Origin of the sequence: Variovorax xiamenensis (genome assembly GCF_050916385.1) — a bacterium.
Lineage (GTDB): Bacteria > Pseudomonadota > Gammaproteobacteria > Burkholderiales > Burkholderiaceae_C > Variovorax.
Window position 1 is genome coordinate 2,014,297 of record NZ_CP139038.1, and the last position, 18,505, is coordinate 2,032,801.

The window sequence follows — 18,505 nt, forward strand, 5'->3', positions numbered from 1 at the left end:
TCACTGGGCACTGACAAGGCAATGCGCTTGTTCTACCCAGTGCGCGCATACTTACGCACACATCTTCTGTTGCCGGATGGCAACAATTCGTGTTTCAAAAGGGCCTGAGCACCCCGCATCAGGCTTCGAGCAGGATGCGCAGCATGCGGCGCAGCGGTTCCGCGGCACCCCACAGCAGCTGGTCGCCGATGGTGAAGGCGCCGACGTACTCCGGTCCCATCGCCAGCTTGCGGATGCGGCCGACCGGGATGTCCATGGTGCCCGTCACGGCCACCGGGGTCAGGTCCTTCACCGTGGCTTCGCGCGTGTTCGGCACGACCTTCGCCCAGGGGTTGTCGGCGGCGATCATTGCCTCGATGTCGGCGACCGGCACGTCCTTCTTGAGCTTGAAGGTCAGGGCCTGGCTGTGGCAGCGCATCGCGCCGATGCGCACGCAGAAGCCGTCGACCGGCGTGGCGGCAGTGCCGAAGCCCGCGCCCTGGCCGAGGATCTTGTTGGTCTCGGCGCCGCCCTTCCACTCTTCCTTGGACATGCCCCACTCGGCATCGTCCGAGTTCTTGCCGATGCCCAGGTCCTTGTCGATCCAGGGGATCAGCGAGCCGCCCAGCGGTGCGCCGAAATTGGCCGTCTCGGCGGCGCTGAGGGTCTGCTGCTTGTGCAGCACCTTGCGGTCGATCTCGAGGATGGCCGACTTCGGGTCGTCCAGCAGGGCGCGCACTTCGGCGTTGAGGGTGCCGAACTGGGTCAGCAGCTCGCGCATGTGCTGCGCGCCGCCGCCCGAGGCTGCCTGGTAGGTCATGCTGGTCATCCACTCGACCAGGCCCGCCTTGTACAGGGCGCCCACGCCCATGAGCATGCAGCTCACGGTGCAGTTGCCGCCGATCCAGTTCTTGCCGCCCTTGGCGAGCGCGTTCTCGATTACCGGCAGGTTGACGGGGTCGAGCACGATGATCGCGTCGTCCTTCATGCGCAGGGTGGAGGCGGCGTCGATCCAGTGGCCGTTCCAGCCAGCGGCACGCAGCTTGGGGAACACCTCGCTGGTGTAGTCGCCGCCCTGGCAGGTGATGACGATGTCGCACTTCTTCAGTGCCTCGATGTCGTTCGCATCCTTCAGCGCGGTTTCGTTCTTGGCCATGGCCGGGGCCTTGCCGCCGGCGTTGGAGGTCGAGAAGAAGACCGGCTCGATGAGACCGAAGTCGCCTTCGGCCTGCATGCGGTCCATCAGGACCGAGCCGACCATGCCGCGCCAGCCCACGAGGCCGACCAGAGGTTGAGATGCGTTCGCCATTTCAGTTTGCCCTTATGAAAAAAAGAAAAATTGTCTTTTTTGCGCCCGACTCGTCGAGCCGGGGAGGGGCGTGACGAAGCGGGCTGCGGTTAGCCGGTAATCGTCTTTTTGGTGATTGCTGCAACGACCGCGTCGCCCATCTCGCGGGTGCCGACGCGCTTGGTGCCTTCAGACCAGATGTCGCCCGTGCGCAGCCCGGAGGCGAGCACGTTCTTGACCGCCGACTCGATACGGTCGGCAGCTTCGGGCTGGTTGAGGGAGAAACGGAGCATCATGGCAGCGGACAGGATTGTAGCCAAAGGATTGGCAACCCCTTTGCCAGCAATGTCGGGTGCGCTGCCGTGGCTGGGCTCGTACAGGCCCTGGTTGCTCGAATTGAGCGACGCCGAGGGCAGCATGCCGATGGAGCCGGTGAGCATCGCGGCCTCGTCCGAGAGGATGTCGCCGAACATGTTGCCGGTGACCACCACGTCGAATTTCTTGGGCGCCTTCACGAGCTGCATGGCCGCGTTGTCGACCAGCATGTGGTCGAGTTCGACGTCCGGATATTCCCTCGCGATGTCGAGCATCACGTCTTTCCACAGCTGCGAGGTTTCCAGCACGTTGTTCTTGTCCACGCTGGTCACGCGCTTGCTGCGCTTGCGGGCGGCCTCGAAGGCGACGCGCGCGATGCGCTCGATCTCGGGGCGCGAGTAGCGCATCGTGTCGAACGCTTCCTCGGCGCCCGGGAAGTGGCCGTCGACCGCGGTGCGGCGGCCGCGCGGCTGGCCGAAATAGATGTCGCCGGTCAGCTCGCGGATGATGAGGATGTCCAGGCCCGCGATCAGCTCGGGCTTGAGGCTCGAGGCACCCACCAGTTCCTCGTAGCAGATGGCGGGGCGGAAGTTGGCGAACAGGCCCAGGTTCTTGCGCAGCCCCAGGATGGCTTGCTCGGGGCGCAGCGGCCGGTCGAGCTTGTCGTACTTCCAGTCGCCGACGGCGCCGAAGAGCACCGCGTCGGCTTCCTTGGCGAGCTTGAGCGTCGATTCCGGCAGCGGATGGCCGTGCGCCTCGTAGGCCGCGCCGCCGACCAGCGCCGATTCCGTCTCGAACTTCAGGTCGAGCACGTCGAGCACCTTGACGGCTTCCGCCACGATTTCGGTGCCGATGCCGTCACCCGGGAGAACTGCGATTTTCATAAGTTGGTCTGAGGTTTCTTGAAAACGATATGCGCGCGATCGATCAGGAGATCATCGTATGCGCGAGCCACGGCTTCTGAGCCAGGCGCTCGGCCTCGAAGGCCTTGATCTTGTCCTTGTGGCGCAGCGTGAGGCCGATGTCGTCCAGGCCGTTGAGCAGGCAGTACTTGCGGAAGGCCTGCACGTCGAACGCGAATTCCTGGCCGTCGGGCTTCACGACCACCTGGCGCTCCAGGTCGATGGTCAGCGTGTAGCCCGGGAAGGCGAAGGTCTCGTCGAACAGCTGGGCCACCTGCGCCGCGGGCAGCACGATCGGCAGCAGGCCGTTCTTGAAGCTGTTGTTGAAGAAGATGTCGGCGTAGCTCGGCGCGATGATCGCGCGGAAGCCGTACTGGTCGAGCGCCCACGGCGCATGCTCGCGCGACGAGCCGCAGCCGAAGTTCTGGCGCGCCAGCAGGATCGAGGCGCCCGCGTAGCGCGGCTGGTTCAGCACGAAGTCGGGGTTCGGCTTGCGGCTGGCCGGATCCTGGCCGGGCAGGCCCGGGTCGAGGTAGCGCCACTCGTCGAACAGGTTCACGCCGAAGCCGGTCTTCTTGATCGACTTGAGGAACTGCTTCGGGATGATCGCGTCGGTGTCGACGTTCTCGCGGTCCATCGGGGCCACGAGGCCCTTGTGCACGGTGAATTGCTTCATGGGAATCTCTTTTCTTCTGTTCAGGCGAAGGTGCGCACGTCGACGAAATGGCCGTGCACCGCGGCGGCCGCGGCCATGGCCGGGCTCACGAGGTGGGTGCGGCCACCGGCGCCCTGGCGGCCTTCGAAGTTGCGGTTGCTGGTGGATGCGCAGCGCTCGCCGGGTTCCAGGCGGTCGGCGTTCATCGCCAGGCACATCGAGCAGCCGGGCTCGCGCCATTCGAAGCCGGCGGCCTTGAAGATCTGGTCGAGCCCTTCGCGTTCGGCCTGTTCCTTCACCACGCCCGAACCGGGCACCACCATCGCGAGCTTCACGTTCTTCGCGACCTTCTGCCCGAGCTTCTTCACCACGGCGGCTGCTTCGCGCATGTCCTCGATGCGGCTGTTGGTGCACGAACCGATGAACACCTTGTCGATGAAGATGTCGTTCATGGCCTTGTTGGGCTCCAGGCCCATGTAGACCAGCGCGCGCTCGATGGCGCCGCGCTTGTTGGCGTCCTTTTCCTTGTCGGGATCGGGCACGCGGCCGTTGATCTCTACCACCATCTCGGGCGAGGTGCCCCAGGTCACCTGCGGCTGGATCTGCGTCGCGTCGAGCTCGACCACGGCATCGAACTTCGCGCCCGGGTCGGACTGCAGCGTGCGCCAGTACGTCACGGCCTGGTCCCATTCCACGCCGGTGGGCGCGAGCGGGCGGCCCTTGACGTAGCTGATGGTCTTCTCGTCGACAGCCACCAGCCCGGCGCGCGCGCCGGCCTCGATGGCCATGTTGCAGACCGTCATGCGGCCTTCCATGCTCAGGTCGCGAATGGCCGAGCCCGCGAATTCGATGGTGTAGCCCGTGCCGCCGGCCGTGCCGATCTTGCCGATGATGGCCAGCACGATGTCCTTGGCCGTGCAGCCCAGCGGCAGCTTGCCCTCGACCTTCACGAGCATGTTCTTGGCCTTCTTGCCCAGCAGCGTTTGCGTGGCCATCACGTGCTCGACCTCGCTGGTGCCGATGCCGTGCGCGAGCGCGCCGAACGCGCCGTGCGTGGAGGTGTGCGAGTCGCCGCAGACCACCGTCATGCCCGGCAGCGTCGCGCCCGACTCGGGGCCGATCACGTGCACGATGCCCTGGCGCTTGCTCAGGAAGGGGAAGAACGCGGCCGCGCCGAACTCGGCGATGTTGTGGTCGAGCGTGGTGACCTGTTCCTTGCTGGTCGGGTCGGCGATGCCTTCGTAGCCGCGCTCCCAGCCGGTGGTCGGCGTGTTGTGGTCGGCGGTGGCCACGACCGAGCTGATGCGCCACAGCTTGCGGCCGGCCTCGCGCAGGCCTTCGAACGCTTGCGGGCTGGTCACTTCGTGCACCAGGTGGCGGTCGATGTAGAGGATCGCGGTGCCGTCTTCCTCGGTGTGGACGACGTGTTCGTCCCAGATCTTGTCGTAGAGCGTGCGTGCCATGTCGGTCTCTGTCTTTCGTGGGGAAATGGAATTGTCTGTCGTTGCGGCCTAGGCCGCGAGTTGCTTGCCGGCATCCGCGGCCGCGTGCAGGTGATTCACCAGCGAGCGCGCCGCCACGGGCAGGGTGGAAAAGTCGCGCGCCACCAGCCGGATCTCTCGCGCGGCCCATGCGTCGTTGAGCGCCACGCTCACGAGGCCATGTCCGATGCCGTTGCGCATGAGTTCGAAGGCGCGCTGCGGCATCACGCCGATGCCCAGGCCGTTCTCGATCATGCGGCACATGGCGTCCAGGCCCGTCACGTGGATGCGCAGCTTGATGCTGCGGCCGGCGTCGAGCGCGGCCTCGTGCATCGCGACGTAGATCGAGCTGTTGGTGTGCAGGCCGACGTGGTCGAAGTCGAGCGAATCGATGAAGTCGATGCTGCCCTGCGACGCCAGCGCGTGCCCCGTGGGCACGATCAGCGCGAGCCGGTCGTGCCGGTACGAGAGGCTCTGCAGCTCGCCCGCGCCGCCGGCCACATGGCACACGCCGAGGTCGGCCGCGCCTTCCTGCACCGCGCGGATCACTTCGCTGCTCAGGTGTTCTTCAAGGTCGATCTTGATGGCCTCGTGGGCGCGCGTGAACACGCCCAGGTCTTCCGGCAGGAACTGCACGATCGCAGAGATGTTGGCATGCACCCGCACGTGGCCGCGCACCCCGTCGGCGTACTCGCTGAGCTCGCCCTGCATCTTCTCCAGGCTGTAGAGCACCGAGCGCGCATGGTGCAGCAGGCTTTCGCCGGCGGGCGTGAGGTCGACGCCGCGCGCGTGGCGGTAGAGCAGGGTGGTGCCGAGCGTGGCCTCGAGGTCCGACAGCCGCTTGCTGATGGCCGAGGCCGCGATGAATTCGCGCTCCGCCGCGCGCCCGATGCTGCCCAGTTCGCAGACGGCCACGAACAACTGCAGCGACGTGAGGTCGATGCGGCGGGCGAAGTTGCGTTCTGACGTGCTCATGGGGCTGCGGGGAGTCATCGCGTTTTGCGATGAGATCGCTATTTTCCCCTTGTTTTTGCGCCCTATCCATCGCGATGCGCGATGGCCTCATTGCCGGGTGGCGACGGGAGCCCTCTGGCTTATCGCGCGGCGGCCATCGCTTCGCCGGTGCCGGCAACGGTCTGCGTCTTCCAGGTTTCCAGCGGCAGCTTCCAAAGCGGCGGCATCTGCGAGAACGGCGGCACGGTGTGGACTAGCTTGGCCAGGGCGAGCCGGCTGTCGGTGCCGATCTTGCTGAAGATCGCCTTGAGGTGCGCCTTGACGGTGTCCAGGCTGACGCTCATAGCGCCGGCGATGGCCTCGTTCGAGTTGCCCTCGGCGATCCACACGGCGACCTCGACCTGGCGTTGCGTCAGCTCAGGAAAGGCGTAGCGCAGGCGGTCGGCCGCAGGCAATTTGTCGACAGTGCGCTGCTGGGCCTGGCGGTATGCGCGCAACACGTGCCCACGGTAGATCTGGAGCCGGTCGCGCTGCACGTCGCTGTAGGCCGGCCGCCCGACGACGCGGTGAGCGCTCAGATCCAGCGAGTACTCGCCGTGCAGCATCAGCACGCCCATGATGCGATGGGCGTTCGATGGCAGGAACACCTCGCGGGCCATGGGCAGCGCCATGAATTCCTCGTCGGTGAAGACGTCCGATTCGCGCACCGCGCGCTCACCGAAGAAGGCCGGGTCCTTCTGCCAGAAAGGGTGGCTGCCCGCGTGGCGCGCATAGGCCTGGAACGCCGTCGCGCGGCGGGCCGGGTCGTCTTCCACCGACAGCAGCGCGCGCAGCTCGCCGCTGCGGTGATGCACCTCCGTCCAGCCGACCACGTTGGAGTCCGTCAGGCGGATCACGCTTTCGAACAGGAGGGGAGGCAGCGTCAGCAGATCGGGCTCGGCCTCGTAGAGGCGAACGATCTCCTGCAGCAGGAGCGGGTCGGTGTCCATGACTACTCTTTCGGGTAATTGAATCGTCCTGTTTCAAATCTTACAGTGCCTCCTCCATGTCTCCGGAAAGCAGGTATTGCCATCGCGGGCAGTACCTCCACCGAGCGGTATTCCGCGAGACGCGGCTGCGGCCATGCAGCCGAATGCAGCAAAACAATACGGGATCAACAGGATGAATCGCACTTTCAGGGTCGTGTGGAACCGGCGGCTGGGCGTCTGGCAGGCTGTCTCGGAACTGGCGGTGTCCGCCGTCAAGGGCGCGGCCGTGGATGGGGGGCGTGCTACGGCGAGTGCGGTGCTGGCGCTGTCGTTGGGCTTGGCCGCGCCGTTTGCGCACGGGGCCGACGTGCTCCTCGTCGGTACCGGCGGTGTGGGCGGCGGTGACGGCGGCAACGGAAGCATCAGCGGCGGCAATGGCGGGCAGGACTTCTACCTGGGGGGCTATGGCGGCGCCGGCTTCGTTCCAGCTCCGACGCAGACCCTCGCGAGCCCGGCCAGTGGCAGCAGCCTCCTGCCAACCTATGAGTACGTCGGTATCGGGGGAGGTGCCGGTGGCGGGGATGGGGCCAACCTGGGCGGTATCCGCGGAGGGGACGGGGGCGCGGGTGTGCTCGATCTCAACGCGGCGACCCTGAACGTCACCAACACGCTGCTGATCGGCGGCGCCGGCGGCGGCGGGGGGTCCGGGGGCGCCGGCTTCACGCGCGGCGGCAATGGCGGCACAGGCGGCAGCGGAACTCTCACGGTCACCGGTGGCGCGACCATCACGGTCGGCACGCAGCTCTACATCGGCGGTCTGGGCGGGACGGGCGGCAATTGCGGTTGCGCCGGCGATGGCGGCGCGGGTGGTGCGGGCGTGCTCAATCTCGGTGGCGGCAGCACGCTGAACCTGACAGGCGCCGCCTTCACCATCAACGGAGGCGGCACGCTCAGCATCGGCAACGCGACGGCCAACGGCACGACCTCCGGCGTCGTCACCGGGCTGGCCGGCAGCATCAACAACGCGGGCAGGATCAACTTCAACCAGTCCGACGCCAGCTACACCTTCGGCACGGCCATCGCCGGCACCGGCACGGTGGCGCAGAACGGCAGCGGCATCACCGTCCTGTCCGGCGCGAACACCTATTCGGGCGGCACGCTCGTCAACGCCGGCCTGATCAACTTCAGCAACGGCGCCAACCTCGGCACCGGCAACATCACCCTTAACGGCGGTGGCCTGCAATGGGCCGCGGCGAACACCACGGACATCTCCGGCCGGTTGAACGCACTGGGCGCAAACGGCGGCACCTTCGACACCAACGGCAACAACGTGACGCTGGCGAGCGGCATCAGCGGTACGGGCGGCCTGACGAAGGCCGGTGCCGGCACCCTGACGCTGACGAACGCGAACACCTACACGGGCGAGACCATCGTCGGCAACGGCACGCTGCAGCTGGCCGGCGCAGGCACGCTGGCCGGGGCGACGGGTGTCTCGCTGACAGGCGCCAGCGCGGTGTTCGATCTGTCGACCGGCATCAGCCAGTCGGTGGCGCATCTGTCGGGCGTGGCGGGCAGCGTGGTGGCGCTCGGCGCCAACTCCCTCACCCTGACCGACAACACGTCGCAGACCTTCGGCGGCAGCCTGACCGGCACCGGCGGCTCGCTGGTCAAGCAAGGCACCGGCACGCTGACGCTCTCGGGCGCCAGCACCTACAGCGGCGGCACCGCGCTGCGCCAGGGGCGCCTGAACCTCGGCAACAGCCAGGCGCTGGGCACCGGCACGCTGTCGATGGACGACGACACCACCCTGGGCTTCAGCGCAGACGGGCTGACGATCGCCAACGCGATCCGGCTCACGGGCAGCACCGATCCGGTCATCGACACCGGCGCGTTCAACGCGACCCTGAGCGGGGCCATCAGCGGTGGCGGCTTCATCACGAAGGAAGGCACGGGCACGCTGACGCTGTCCGGCGCAAACGACTACACCGGCGCCACCAACGTCGCGCAGGGCACACTCAAGGCGGGCGCCGCCAACACCTTCAGCGCGGCTTCCGCACACAGCGTGGCCTCGGGCGCCACGCTGGACCTCGCGGGGTTCAGCCAGACGGTGGCCTCGCTGGCCAACAGCGGCACCGTCTCGCTCGTGGGCGCGAGCGCCGGCACCACGCTCACGGTGACGGGCGCCTACGTCGGCAACAACGGCGTGCTCAGGCTAGGCGCCGTGCTCAACGGCACTGGCCCGTCGGACCGCCTGGTGCTCGACGGCGCCACCGCCTCCGCCAGCGGCAGGACCACGGTGCAGATCACCAACCTCGGCGGCCTGGGCGCGCTCACCAGCGGCAACGGCATCGAGGTGGTCACCGCGAAGAACGGCGCCACCACGACGGCCCAGACCACCAAGGACGCGTTCAGCCTGGCCAACGGCCACGTGGATGCCGGCGCCTACGAGTACCGCCTGTACGCCGCCGATGCCAGCGGTGCGGGCGAGAACTGGTACCTGCGCTCGAGCACCACCGTGTCGCCCGCGGCTCCCACGCCCTCCACGCCCGTGATCACCTACCGCGCCGAAGCCTCGCTCTATTCCGCGCTCCCCGGCCAACTGCGCCAGGGCAACCTCGCGATGCTGGGTGACCTGCGCAAGCGTGTGGGCGACGACGACGTGAAGGGCGCGGCGACCACCCCGGCCGGCTCCGATCGCCGCGCCTGGGCCCGCGTGCTCTCCACAGACATCGACATCCAGCAGGGCGGCGCGGTATCGCCGTCGAGCAAGGGCCGCCTCACCGGCTTCCAGGCCGGCACCGACCTGCTGGCTGTGCCGAACTGGCGCGCGGGCGTCTACGTCGGCCAGCTCGATGGCGATGCCAGCGTGCGGGGCTTTGCCAGCGGCATCCAGAACCTGGGCGTCGGCCGCAACGACCTGCGCAGCCAGTACCTGGGCGTGTACGGCACCTACACCAGCGACAGTGGCTTCTACGCCGACGCTGTGGTGCAGTCGGGCCGCCATCGCTACACGGTCGAGCCCCTGGCGAGCCCGGGCACGAGCGGCAAGGGCAACAGCCTGCTGGGCTCCATCGAAGTGGGGCAGTCCTTCGCGCTGGGCGGCAGCGGCTGGAGCATCGAGCCGCAGCTGCAGCTGATCCATCAGCACATGGACCTGAACAACTCCGCCATCGTCGGCGCCGTCGTCCAGCCGCAGGCCGACAGCGGCTGGATCGCCCGTGCGGGCGTGCGGGTCAAGGGCGAGATCGCCACGGGCGTCGGCACGCTGCAGCCGTACGGCCGCTTCAACGTCTACAGGACGTCCAGCGGCGCGGACATTGCGCGCTTCGTGAACGGTGCGACCACCACCGACATCTCCGCGCCGACCGGCGGCACGAGCACCGAGCTCGCGGGCGGCTTCACGCTCGCGCTGGGCCAGTCGACCAGCCTCTACGGCGAAGTCGGCAAGCTCTGGGCGAGCGGCGGCAACGCCAGGGTGAAGAGCTCGATCAACGGATCGGTCGGTGTGCGCATGAAGTGGTGACGGCCTGCGCTCAGTCCGCCGGGACTCCCGCGCTCCAGGCGGGCCAGTTACCGACGATCGCATCCACCAGGGGCCGCCCCGCAATCAGGAGGTTGGCGGTGGAGATCGGGAACCCGCCCGACTCGGCCGAAAGCGAGGCATAGGCGGTCTGCCCCGGATGGGGCCGGTCGAAGTTCGACGCGGTGCGCAGCACGGCCAACCGCTGCAGGTCGAGCAGCCCGGCGCTTGCGCCCCGCTTCAACGCCTCGTAGGTGGCGTTGTCCTCCTGCTGCGTGGTGCAGTACTTGCCCTGCCCATCGGTCACGAGCGAAACCCAGCGCGTGGCCGTCTCGCCAAGGTACTTGCCGTGCCAGTAGGTGTCTCCGGCCGCGGTATCGCATTGCAGGACGGAAGGGCGGGCCTTGGCCGTCGGCTGCGGATACCTTGCGCGATAGGCGCGAGCCTTGTCGTTGTCGGCCAGCGGAGCGTTGGCCGACAGCTTCAGGGCCTTCTGCAGCAGCTTCTCGTCGAGGCGGAAGACCTCGGTGCGGTATTCGAACTTGGGCTTGGAGTCCGGGTCCTTGGCGCCGATGCCGAAGTAGCCGGTGCGCCAGGTCGACGGCATTTCGCGCGCGTCGATCTCGTGGGCGATGCCGAAATCGATCAGGTAACGGGCCCAGGTGGCCGAGCCGATCGTCGAAACGTTCGGGTCGACGCCCGCGATGCCGGCCACCAGGAAGTAGGTCTTCGAGAGATCGAACTTGCCGCTGAACACCAGCGCCGTGATGGATGCCGCCGCGTTGGTGTGGCCCATGCCGGTGGTCACCTGGCAGACCGAATCGGCGTTGCACCGCACCGCCGGATCGTCGGCGGACAGGCCCGGCACCTTGATCTCCCGGTTCAGCTTCAGCGGCTCGAGCCACACCTGTGCCTCGGGCTTGAACATGCTGATGATGAGGACCTTCACGGCCACTTGTTGCTGCTGCGCACCTTGCGTTGCCGAAGGCGGCACAGACCGGTTCGCATCGCTCGCGCAGCCGAGCAGCGCCGACGCAGCGAGGGCAATGTATGCCGCCCTTGAAGACAAACTGATTACTCGTCTGGAAGCTGCCATCTGCTTTCTCCTTTTTCGTCGAACAACAAGAAGGAGACCGCAATTTACAGGCCAAAAAAAAGCTGCCCGAAGGCAGCTTCTTTTTCATGGCTGAGCCGCAGGCGCAGATCAGCGAGCCGAGATCGGCTTCACGTCGCGCTTGGGCGAGCCTTCGAACAGCTGGCGCGGGCGGCCGATCTTGTACTCGGGGTCGCCGATCATTTCGTTCAGCTGGGCGATCCAGCCGACCGTGCGGGCCAGCGCGAAGATCGCGGTGAACAGCGGCACGGGGATACCGATGGCGCGCTGCACGATGCCCGAGTAGAAGTCGACGTTCGGGTACAGCTTGCGCGACACGAAGTACTCGTCTTCCAGGGCGATCTTTTCCAGTTCCTTGGCCAGCTTGAACAGCGGGTCGTTTTCCAGGCCCAGCTCGGTCAGCACTTCGTTGCAGGTTTCCTGCATCAGCTTGGCGCGCGGGTCGTAGTTCTTGTACACGCGGTGGCCGAAGCCCATCAGCTTGACGTTCGAGTTCTTGTCCTTGACCTTCTTGATGAACTCGCCGATCTTCTCGACGCCGCCTTCCTTCTGGATGTCGTACAGCATGTTGAGTGCTGCTTCGTTGGCACCGCCGTGAGCGGGGCCCCAGAGGCATGCAACGCCGGCCGCGATGGCCGCGAAGGGGTTCGTGCCCGACGAGCCGCACAGGCGCACGGTCGAGGTCGATGCGTTCTGCTCGTGGTCTGCGTGCAGGATGAAGATGCGGTCGAGCGCGCGCTCGAGCACCGGGTTCACCTTGTACTCCTCGCACGGCGTGGCGAACATCATGTGCAGGAAGTTGCCGGCGTAGCTCAGGTCGTTCTTCGGGTACATGTACGGCTGGCCGATCGTGTACTTGTAGGCCATGGCCACGAGCGTGGGCATCTTCGCGATCAGGCGGATCGCGGCGATCTCGCGGTGCTCGGGATTGTTGATGTCCGTGCTGTCGTGATAGAAGGCCGACAGGGCGCCCACCAGGCCGGTCATGATGGCCATCGGGTGAGCGTCGCGACGGAAGCCGCGCAGGAAGAACTGCATCTGCTCGTTCACCATCGTGTGGTTCGTCACGAGCTTGGTGAAGTTGGCCTTCTTGGCTGCGTCCGGCAGTTCACCGTACAGCAGCAGGTGGCAGGTCTCGAGGAAGTCGCAGTTGGTCGCGAGCTGCTCGATGGGGTAGCCGCGGTACAGCAGCTCGCCCTTGTCGCCATCGATGTACGTGATGGCCGACTGGCAGGCGGCGGTCGACATGAAGCCCGGGTCGTACGTGAACATGCCGGTCTGTGCGTACAGCTTGCGGATATCGATCACGTCGGGGCCGACGGTGCCCTTGTAGATCGGCAGTTCGACGCTGTCGCCGCCGTTGCTGAACGACAGCGTGGCCTTGGTATCGGATGCTTTCATTTCGGTTTACTTTCAGAGGTGGATTCAGGACGAAGGAGAAATTGCAGGGCGCTGCGCGCCGTCGGTGCGCATGAGCTGCAGCAATGCGACCACCTCGGCCCCGGCCCATTCGGGCTCGGGCTCCTTCCTGCGCAAAAGGAGGTCGAGGAGATCGTTGTCCGACAGGTCCATCAATGTCTCCATCGCTCCCGCCTGACCCACGGTCATGCGGGATTCGTGCCGCTCGAAGAAGCGGGCGATGAACAGGTCGTTCTCGAGCAGTCCGCGCCGGCAGCGCCATTTGAGCTTGCTCAGCGCACGTTCGCTGAGCAGCTCGGCGGAGTCGGTGGCGGGTTGCATGGTGGCGTCTCGGGAAGGCAGCTCAGGAGTCTCAGATGGCGCGGCGCACCATCAATTCCTTGATCTTGCCGATGGCCTTGGTCGGGTTCAGGCTCTTGGGGCACACGTCCACGCAGTTCATGATCGTGTGGCAGCGGAAGAGGCGGTACGGGTCTTCCAGGTTGTCCAGGCGCTCGGCGGTGGCTTCGTCGCGGCTGTCGGCGATGAAGCGGTAGGCCTGCAGCAGGCCGGCGGGGCCCACGAACTTGTCGGGGTTCCACCAGAAGCTCGGGCAGCTCGTGGAGCAGCTCGCGCAAAGAATGCACTCGTACAGGCCGTTGAGCTCTTCGCGCTCTTCGGGCGACTGCAGGCGCTCCTTCTCGGGCGGCACGCTGTCGTTCTGCAGGTACGGCTTGATCGAGTTGTACTGCTTGAAGAACTGCGTCATGTCCACGATCAGGTCGCGGATCACGGGCAGGCCCGGCAGCGGCTTGAGCACCACGGTGCCCTTGAGCGTGTTCATGTTGGTCAGGCAGGCCAGACCGTTCTTGCCGTTGATGTTCATCGCGTCGGAGCCGCAGACGCCTTCGCGGCACGAGCGGCGGAACGACAGGGTCGGGTCTTGCGCCTTGAGCTTCATGAGGGCGTCGAGCAGCATGCGCTCGTGGCCGTCGAGTTCGATCTCGACCGTCTGCATGTAGGGCTTGGCGTCCTTGTCCGGGTCGTAGCGGTAAATCTGGAATGTGCGCTTCATCGTAGTGACCTTGTGAATGCTTTGTGTGAGCTGACTGTGAGCCGTTCTCTTAGAACGTGCGGACCTTCGGCGGAACCGAGGCCACGGTGAGCGGCTGCAGCTTGACCGGCTTGTACGAGAGGCGGTTGTCGGCGCTGTACCAGAGCGTGTGCTTCATCCAGTTGGCGTCGTCGCGGCCGAGCGGGGCGACCGGATCGTCCGCCGGGCGTTCGTAGTCTTCCACCGTGTGGGCGCCGCGGCATTCCTTGCGGGCGGCCGCCGAGACCATGGTGGCCTGCGCCACTTCGATCAGGTTGTCGACTTCCAGCGCTTCGATGCGGGCGGTGTTGAACACCTTCGACTTGTCCTTCAGGCCGATGGCCTTGACGCGCTCGCGCACGGCGGCGATCTTGACCACGCCTTCGTCCATCGAGGCCTGCTTGCGGAACACTGCCGCATGCTGCTGCATGACGGCGCGGATCTCGCCGGCCACGTCCTGCGCGTACTCGCCGCCGGTGGTGGCTTCGAGGCGGTTCAGGCGCTCCAGCGTGCGGTCGGCCGCATCGTTGGGCAGGGGCTTGTGTTCCTTGAGCTTGTCGGCGAACTCGACGATGTGGTTGCCGGCAGCGCGGCCGAACACCAACAGGTCGAGCAGCGAGTTCGTGCCCAGGCGGTTGGCGCCGTGCACGCTCACGCAGGAGCATTCGCCCACCGCGTAGAGGCCGTTCACGACGGCGCTGTTGTCCTCGCCCTTCTGCACCACGACCTGGCCGTGGATATTGGTCGGGATGCCACCCATCTGGTAGTGGATGGTCGGCACGACGGGAATCGGTTCCTTCGTGATGTCGACGTTGGCGAAGTTGACGCCGATCTCGTACACCGATGGCAGGCGCTTGTGGATGGTGTCCGCGCCAAGGTGGTCGAGCTTGAGCAGCACGTAGTCCTTGTTGGGACCGCAGCCGCGGCCTTCCTTGATTTCCTGGTCCATCGAGCGCGAGACGAAGTCGCGCGGTGCCAGGTCCTTCAGCGTGGGCGCATAGCGCTCCATGAAGCGTTCGCCATTGCTGTTCAGCAAGATGGCGCCTTCGCCGCGGCAGCCTTCGGTCAGCAGCACGCCCGCGCCGGCCACGCCGGTCGGGTGGAACTGCCAGAACTCCATGTCCTGCAACGGAATGCCCGAGCGCGCAGCCATGCCGAGGCCGTCGCCGGTGTTGATGAAGGCGTTTGTCGAAGCCTGGAAGATGCGGCCGGCACCACCGGTGGCCAGCAGCACGGTCTTGGCCTGCAGGATGTGCAGGTCGCCGGTTTCCATTTCGAGGGCGGTCACGCCGACCACGTCGCCTTCTTCGTCACGGATGAGGTCGAGCGCCATCCATTCGACGAAGAACTGGGTGCGTGCCTCGACGTTCTTCTGGTAGAGCGTGTGCAGCATCGCGTGGCCGGTGCGGTCGGCCGCGGCGCAGGCGCGCTGCACGGGCTTCTCGCCGTAGTTGGCCGTGTGGCCGCCGAACGGACGCTGGTAGATCGTGCCGTCGGGGTTGCGGTCGAAGGGCATGCCGAAGTGCTCGAGCTCGTACACGACCTTCGGTGCTTCGCGGCACATGAACTCGATCGCGTCCTGGTCACCGAGCCAGTCGGAGCCCTTGATCGTGTCGTAGAAGTGGTAGTGCCAGTTGTCCTCGCTCATGTTGCCGAGCGATGCGCCCACGCCGCCTTGCGCGGCGACGGTGTGCGAACGGGTCGGGAACACCTTGGAGAGCACGGCCACGTTGAGGCCGGCACGTGCGAGTTGCAGCGAGGCGCGCATGCCGGAGCCGCCGGCACCGACGATCACGACGTCGAACTTGCGCTTGGTGATTTTTTCTTTTGTGTAGGTCATGGTGGGTCAGATCTTCCAAAGCACTTGAATGGCCCAACCCGCACAACCGACAAGCCAGACGATGGTGAAAACTTGCAGCACGAGACGGATGGCGACGGGCTGGACGTAGTCCATCCACACGTCGCGCATGCCGACCCACACGTGGTAGAGCAGGGCAACGATCACGGAGAAGGTCAGCACCTTCATCCATTGCGCGGCGAAGATGCCGGCCCACAGGTCGTAGCCGATGGGGCCGCGGGTGAAGATCAGCTGCGCGAGCAGGATGATCGTGAAGAGCGCCATCAGGCAGCCGGTGATGCGCTGGCTGAGCCAGTCGCGCAGACCGTAGTGGGCGCCGACGACGACGCGCTTGGAGCCGTAATTCACAGACATGGTTGGCTCCTTCTCAGTACAGGCCGAACAGCTTGGCGCCGAGCACGACGGTGAGCAGGACGCTCAGTGCCAGCGTGAAGATGGCCGAGGTGTTGCCGAACTCCTTGTTCACCGCGGAGTGGCTCACGTCCATCCAGAGATGGCGCAGGCCGGCGATGAAGTGGTGCAGGTAGGCCCAGATGAGCGCGAGCGCGACGAGCTTGAAGAACCACCCCGGAACAAAGCCAAGGCCGCTGTTGAAGGCGGCCTTGAAGCGGGCGAACGAATAGTCGGAAGACAGCGAGGTGTCGAACATCCAGATGATGAACGGCAGCAACAGGAACATCAGCACGCCGCTGACGCGGTGCAGGATCGACACGATGCCCGCCGGCGGCAGCCGGTAGGTCGTGAGATCGGTGAATGCATTGATGTTGCGGAATTCGCGACGCGGTGGCCGGGGGGGAGTAGCAAGCTCTGTCATTGGGGGATGGCTTTCGTGGCTTTGTGACTTGTTGGCTTGTTCTGAGAGCGAACGCTTTTGTTTCTTCTGCGGAAGTGCAAACAACGCAAAATTCTATTGCAATGCACCATCGCGCTGCGGACACGCACGAGTCAGCGCACCGTTGCAGTCGGATGCTATTGACTTCGTAGCGCAACACGCACGTTGCATGCGCGCGCTGGCGCCGCGGTGTTCGGCCTTCTTGGTGTGCATCGGATCAGCCCAGCTGGTTCCTGTAGTGGTGCGTGTCGGTGCGATAGAGCCCGCGGCGCAGTTCCATCGGCGTGTCATGGTAGGTGTGCGCCACGCGTTCCACGCTCAGCAGGGGCATCTGCGGCGGCACGTCGAGCAGCGCGGCCTGTTCGGCATCGGGCAGCACGGCGCGGATCTTTTCCTCGGCGCGCACCATGCGCACGCCGAACTCGGTTTCGAAGAGCGCGTACATCGGGCCGGGCCATGCGCGCAGCCGCTCGGCGGTGAGACCCTTGAAGGGCGCGCCGGGCAGCCACAGGTCTTCGAGGATGGTGGGTACTCCGCCATAGGCGAGCACGCGGCGCACCTGCAGCACGGCGTCGGCGGTGCGCAGGCCGAGCGCGCGTGCCACGTCGGCCGATGCGCGCTGGCGCTTGCAGTCGACGATGGTGCGCACGGCGGGGCCCTCGGTGCTCGGGTCGCCCTCGTCGGGCACGAGCTTCAGGAAGCGGTACTGCACATGCTGCTCGGCATGCGTGGCGACGAAGGTGCCCTTGCCCTGGCGGCGCACCACCAGATTCTCGGCCGAGAGTTCGTCGATGGCCTTGCGCACCGTGCCCTGGCTCACGCGGTAGCGCACCGCCAGGTCCATCTCGCTCGGGATGGGCTCGCCCGGCTTCCACTCGCCCGCCTGCAGGCTCTGCAGGATCAGGGTCTTGATCTGCTGGTAGAGCGGACTGAAGGACGGCGTCGCGGGCTCGTCGAATGGGGTGGGCGTGTTCATGGCAGCGGTGGGGTGCGCCTTGGCGGACCCCGAGAGGATATCTTATATAAGACATAAGACGAGGCTCATTGAATCGGCTTAAAATGCGGCCGGTCTCGCGCTGCGGGAAGGTGTTTCATCCCGCAGAACCCCTGGCGCCCCACGAGAGCGCCGACACCGTTTCATTACCTTCTGGAGTCTTCCCATGAGCAAAAAACCCGTCCGCGTTGCCGTTACCGGTGCCGCTGGTCAAATCGGCTACGCCCTGCTGTTCCGTATCGCCTCCGGTGAAATGCTCGGCAAAGACCAGCCGGTCATCCTGCAACTGCTCGAGATCCCCGACGAGAAGGCCCAGAAGGCGCTCAAGGGCGTGATGATGGAACTCGACGACTGCGCGTTCCCGCTGCTGGCCGGCATGGAAGCCCACGGCGACCCGATGACCGCCTTCAAGGATGCCGACTACGCGCTGCTGGTCGGCTCGCGTCCCCGCGGCCCCGGCATGGAGCGTGCCGAGCTGCTGGCCGTCAACGGCGCCATCTTCACGGCGCAAGGCAAGGCCCTGAATGCCGTTGCCAGCCGCAACGTCAAGGTGCTGGTGGTCGGCAACCCCGCCAACACCAACGCCTACATCGCGATGAAGAGCGCACCGGACCTGCCGCGCAAGAACTTCACCGCCATGCTGCGCCTGGACCACAACCGCGCCGCCAGCCAGATCGCCGCCAAGACGGGCAAGGCCGTGGCCGACATCGAGAAGCTCACCGTGTGGGGCAATCACTCGCCCACGATGTACGCCGACTACCGCTTCGCCACCATCAACGGCGAAAGCGTCGCCAAGATGATCAACGACCAGGAATGGAACGCCAACGTGTTCCTGCCCACCGTCGGCAAGCGCGGCGCCGCCATCATCGAGGCACGCGGCCTGTCGTCGGCTGCCTCGGCTGCCAACGCCGCCATCGACCACATGCGCGACTGGGCCCTGGGCACCAACGGCAAGTGGGTCACCATGGGCATCCCGTCGGACGGCCAGTACGGCATTCCGAAGGACGTGATGTTCGGCTTCCCCGTCACCTGCGAAAACGGCGAGTACAAGCTGGTCGAAGGCCTGGAGATCGACGCATTCAGCCAGGAACGCATCAACAAGACGCTGGAAGAGCTCGAAGGCGAACGCGCCGGCGTTGCCCACCTGCTGTAAA

At 66.1% G+C, this 18,505-nt stretch carries 16 protein-coding genes; 2 read left to right on the top strand and 14 right to left on the bottom strand.

What is annotated here, in order from left to right; genetic code table 11:
- Nucleotides 1–118: 118 nt before the first annotated feature.
- The 6 genes from asd to SFB74_RS08845 all read right to left on the bottom strand — a co-directional run bounded on the left by asd (nt 119) and on the right by SFB74_RS08845 (nt 6,563).
- A complete protein-coding gene (gene asd / locus SFB74_RS08820) occupies nt 119–1,288 on the bottom strand; it encodes an aspartate-semialdehyde dehydrogenase (protein ID WP_432730419.1) in 1,170 nt (389 codons plus the stop codon).
- Between the two features lie 89 nt (nt 1,289–1,377).
- Nucleotides 1,378–2,466: a 3-isopropylmalate dehydrogenase gene (gene leuB, locus SFB74_RS08825; RefSeq protein WP_432730420.1), complete on the bottom strand. Its 1,089-nt coding sequence runs from the start codon at nt 2,464–2,466 to the stop codon at nt 1,378–1,380.
- Nucleotides 2,467–2,509: 43 nt separating this feature from the next.
- Entirely contained in the window at nt 2,510–3,160 is a 651-nt protein-coding gene (gene leuD / locus SFB74_RS08830; protein WP_019654089.1) for a 3-isopropylmalate dehydratase small subunit, read from the bottom strand.
- Nucleotides 3,161–3,180: 20 nt separating this feature from the next.
- Nucleotides 3,181–4,602 carry a 3-isopropylmalate dehydratase large subunit gene (leuC, locus tag SFB74_RS08835; protein ID WP_432730421.1) on the bottom strand — a complete coding sequence of 474 codons (1,422 nt, stop codon included), beginning with the start codon at nt 4,600–4,602 and terminating at the stop codon, nt 3,181–3,183.
- Nucleotides 4,603–4,650: 48 nt separating this feature from the next.
- Nucleotides 4,651–5,595 carry a LysR substrate-binding domain-containing protein gene (locus SFB74_RS08840; protein ID WP_432730423.1) on the bottom strand — a complete coding sequence of 315 codons (945 nt, stop codon included), beginning with the start codon at nt 5,593–5,595 and terminating at the stop codon, nt 4,651–4,653.
- 119 nt (nt 5,596–5,714) lie between these two features.
- A complete protein-coding gene (locus tag SFB74_RS08845) occupies nt 5,715–6,563 on the bottom strand; it encodes a helix-turn-helix transcriptional regulator (RefSeq protein ID WP_432730424.1) in 849 nt (282 codons plus the stop codon).
- Between the two features lie 172 nt (nt 6,564–6,735).
- On the opposite strand from SFB74_RS08845, the gene SFB74_RS08850 reads away from it, so the two are divergent.
- Nucleotides 6,736–10,065 carry an autotransporter outer membrane beta-barrel domain-containing protein gene (locus tag SFB74_RS08850; RefSeq protein WP_432730425.1) on the top strand — a complete coding sequence of 1,110 codons (3,330 nt, stop codon included), beginning with the start codon at nt 6,736–6,738 and terminating at the stop codon, nt 10,063–10,065.
- 10 nt (nt 10,066–10,075) lie between these two features.
- Here the strand turns inward: SFB74_RS08850 and SFB74_RS08855 are convergent, their stop codons facing one another.
- From SFB74_RS08855 to SFB74_RS08890, 8 genes are all read right to left on the bottom strand, one after another.
- A complete protein-coding gene (locus SFB74_RS08855) occupies nt 10,076–11,158 on the bottom strand; it encodes a purine-nucleoside phosphorylase (RefSeq protein ID WP_432730426.1) in 1,083 nt (360 codons plus the stop codon).
- 108 nt (nt 11,159–11,266) lie between these two features.
- Nucleotides 11,267–12,577 carry a citrate synthase gene (gene gltA, locus SFB74_RS08860; RefSeq protein WP_093198516.1) on the bottom strand — a complete coding sequence of 437 codons (1,311 nt, stop codon included), beginning with the start codon at nt 12,575–12,577 and terminating at the stop codon, nt 11,267–11,269.
- A gap of 24 nt (nt 12,578–12,601) precedes the next feature.
- A complete protein-coding gene (locus SFB74_RS08865) occupies nt 12,602–12,916 on the bottom strand; it encodes a succinate dehydrogenase assembly factor 2 (RefSeq protein ID WP_093198518.1) in 315 nt (104 codons plus the stop codon).
- Between the two features lie 31 nt (nt 12,917–12,947).
- The gene (locus tag SFB74_RS08870) at nt 12,948–13,649 is read right to left on the bottom strand and encodes a succinate dehydrogenase iron-sulfur subunit (protein WP_081270662.1); all 702 of its coding nucleotides are present in this window, start codon (nt 13,647–13,649) and stop codon (nt 12,948–12,950) included.
- Nucleotides 13,650–13,698: 49 nt separating this feature from the next.
- Nucleotides 13,699–15,507 carry a succinate dehydrogenase flavoprotein subunit gene (gene sdhA / locus SFB74_RS08875; protein WP_432730428.1) on the bottom strand — a complete coding sequence of 603 codons (1,809 nt, stop codon included), beginning with the start codon at nt 15,505–15,507 and terminating at the stop codon, nt 13,699–13,701.
- A 6-nt stretch (nt 15,508–15,513) separates the two neighbouring features.
- Complete coding sequence (gene sdhD / locus SFB74_RS08880) at nt 15,514–15,879, bottom strand: succinate dehydrogenase, hydrophobic membrane anchor protein (protein ID WP_125947845.1); 366 nt, start codon at nt 15,877–15,879, stop codon at nt 15,514–15,516.
- Nucleotides 15,880–15,892: 13 nt separating this feature from the next.
- Nucleotides 15,893–16,339 carry a succinate dehydrogenase, cytochrome b556 subunit gene (gene sdhC, locus SFB74_RS08885; protein ID WP_432730429.1) on the bottom strand — a complete coding sequence of 149 codons (447 nt, stop codon included), beginning with the start codon at nt 16,337–16,339 and terminating at the stop codon, nt 15,893–15,895.
- Nucleotides 16,340–16,574: 235 nt separating this feature from the next.
- The gene (locus SFB74_RS08890) at nt 16,575–17,333 is read right to left on the bottom strand and encodes a GntR family transcriptional regulator (protein WP_301506781.1); all 759 of its coding nucleotides are present in this window, start codon (nt 17,331–17,333) and stop codon (nt 16,575–16,577) included.
- Nucleotides 17,334–17,517: 184 nt separating this feature from the next.
- Here SFB74_RS08890 and SFB74_RS08895 point away from each other — a divergent pair, with 184 nt between their 5' ends.
- Nucleotides 17,518–18,504 (top strand): malate dehydrogenase, encoded by a 987-nt coding sequence (locus SFB74_RS08895; protein ID WP_301506779.1) that lies wholly within the window; start codon nt 17,518–17,520, stop codon nt 18,502–18,504.
- Nucleotide 18,505 lies beyond the last annotated feature (1 nt).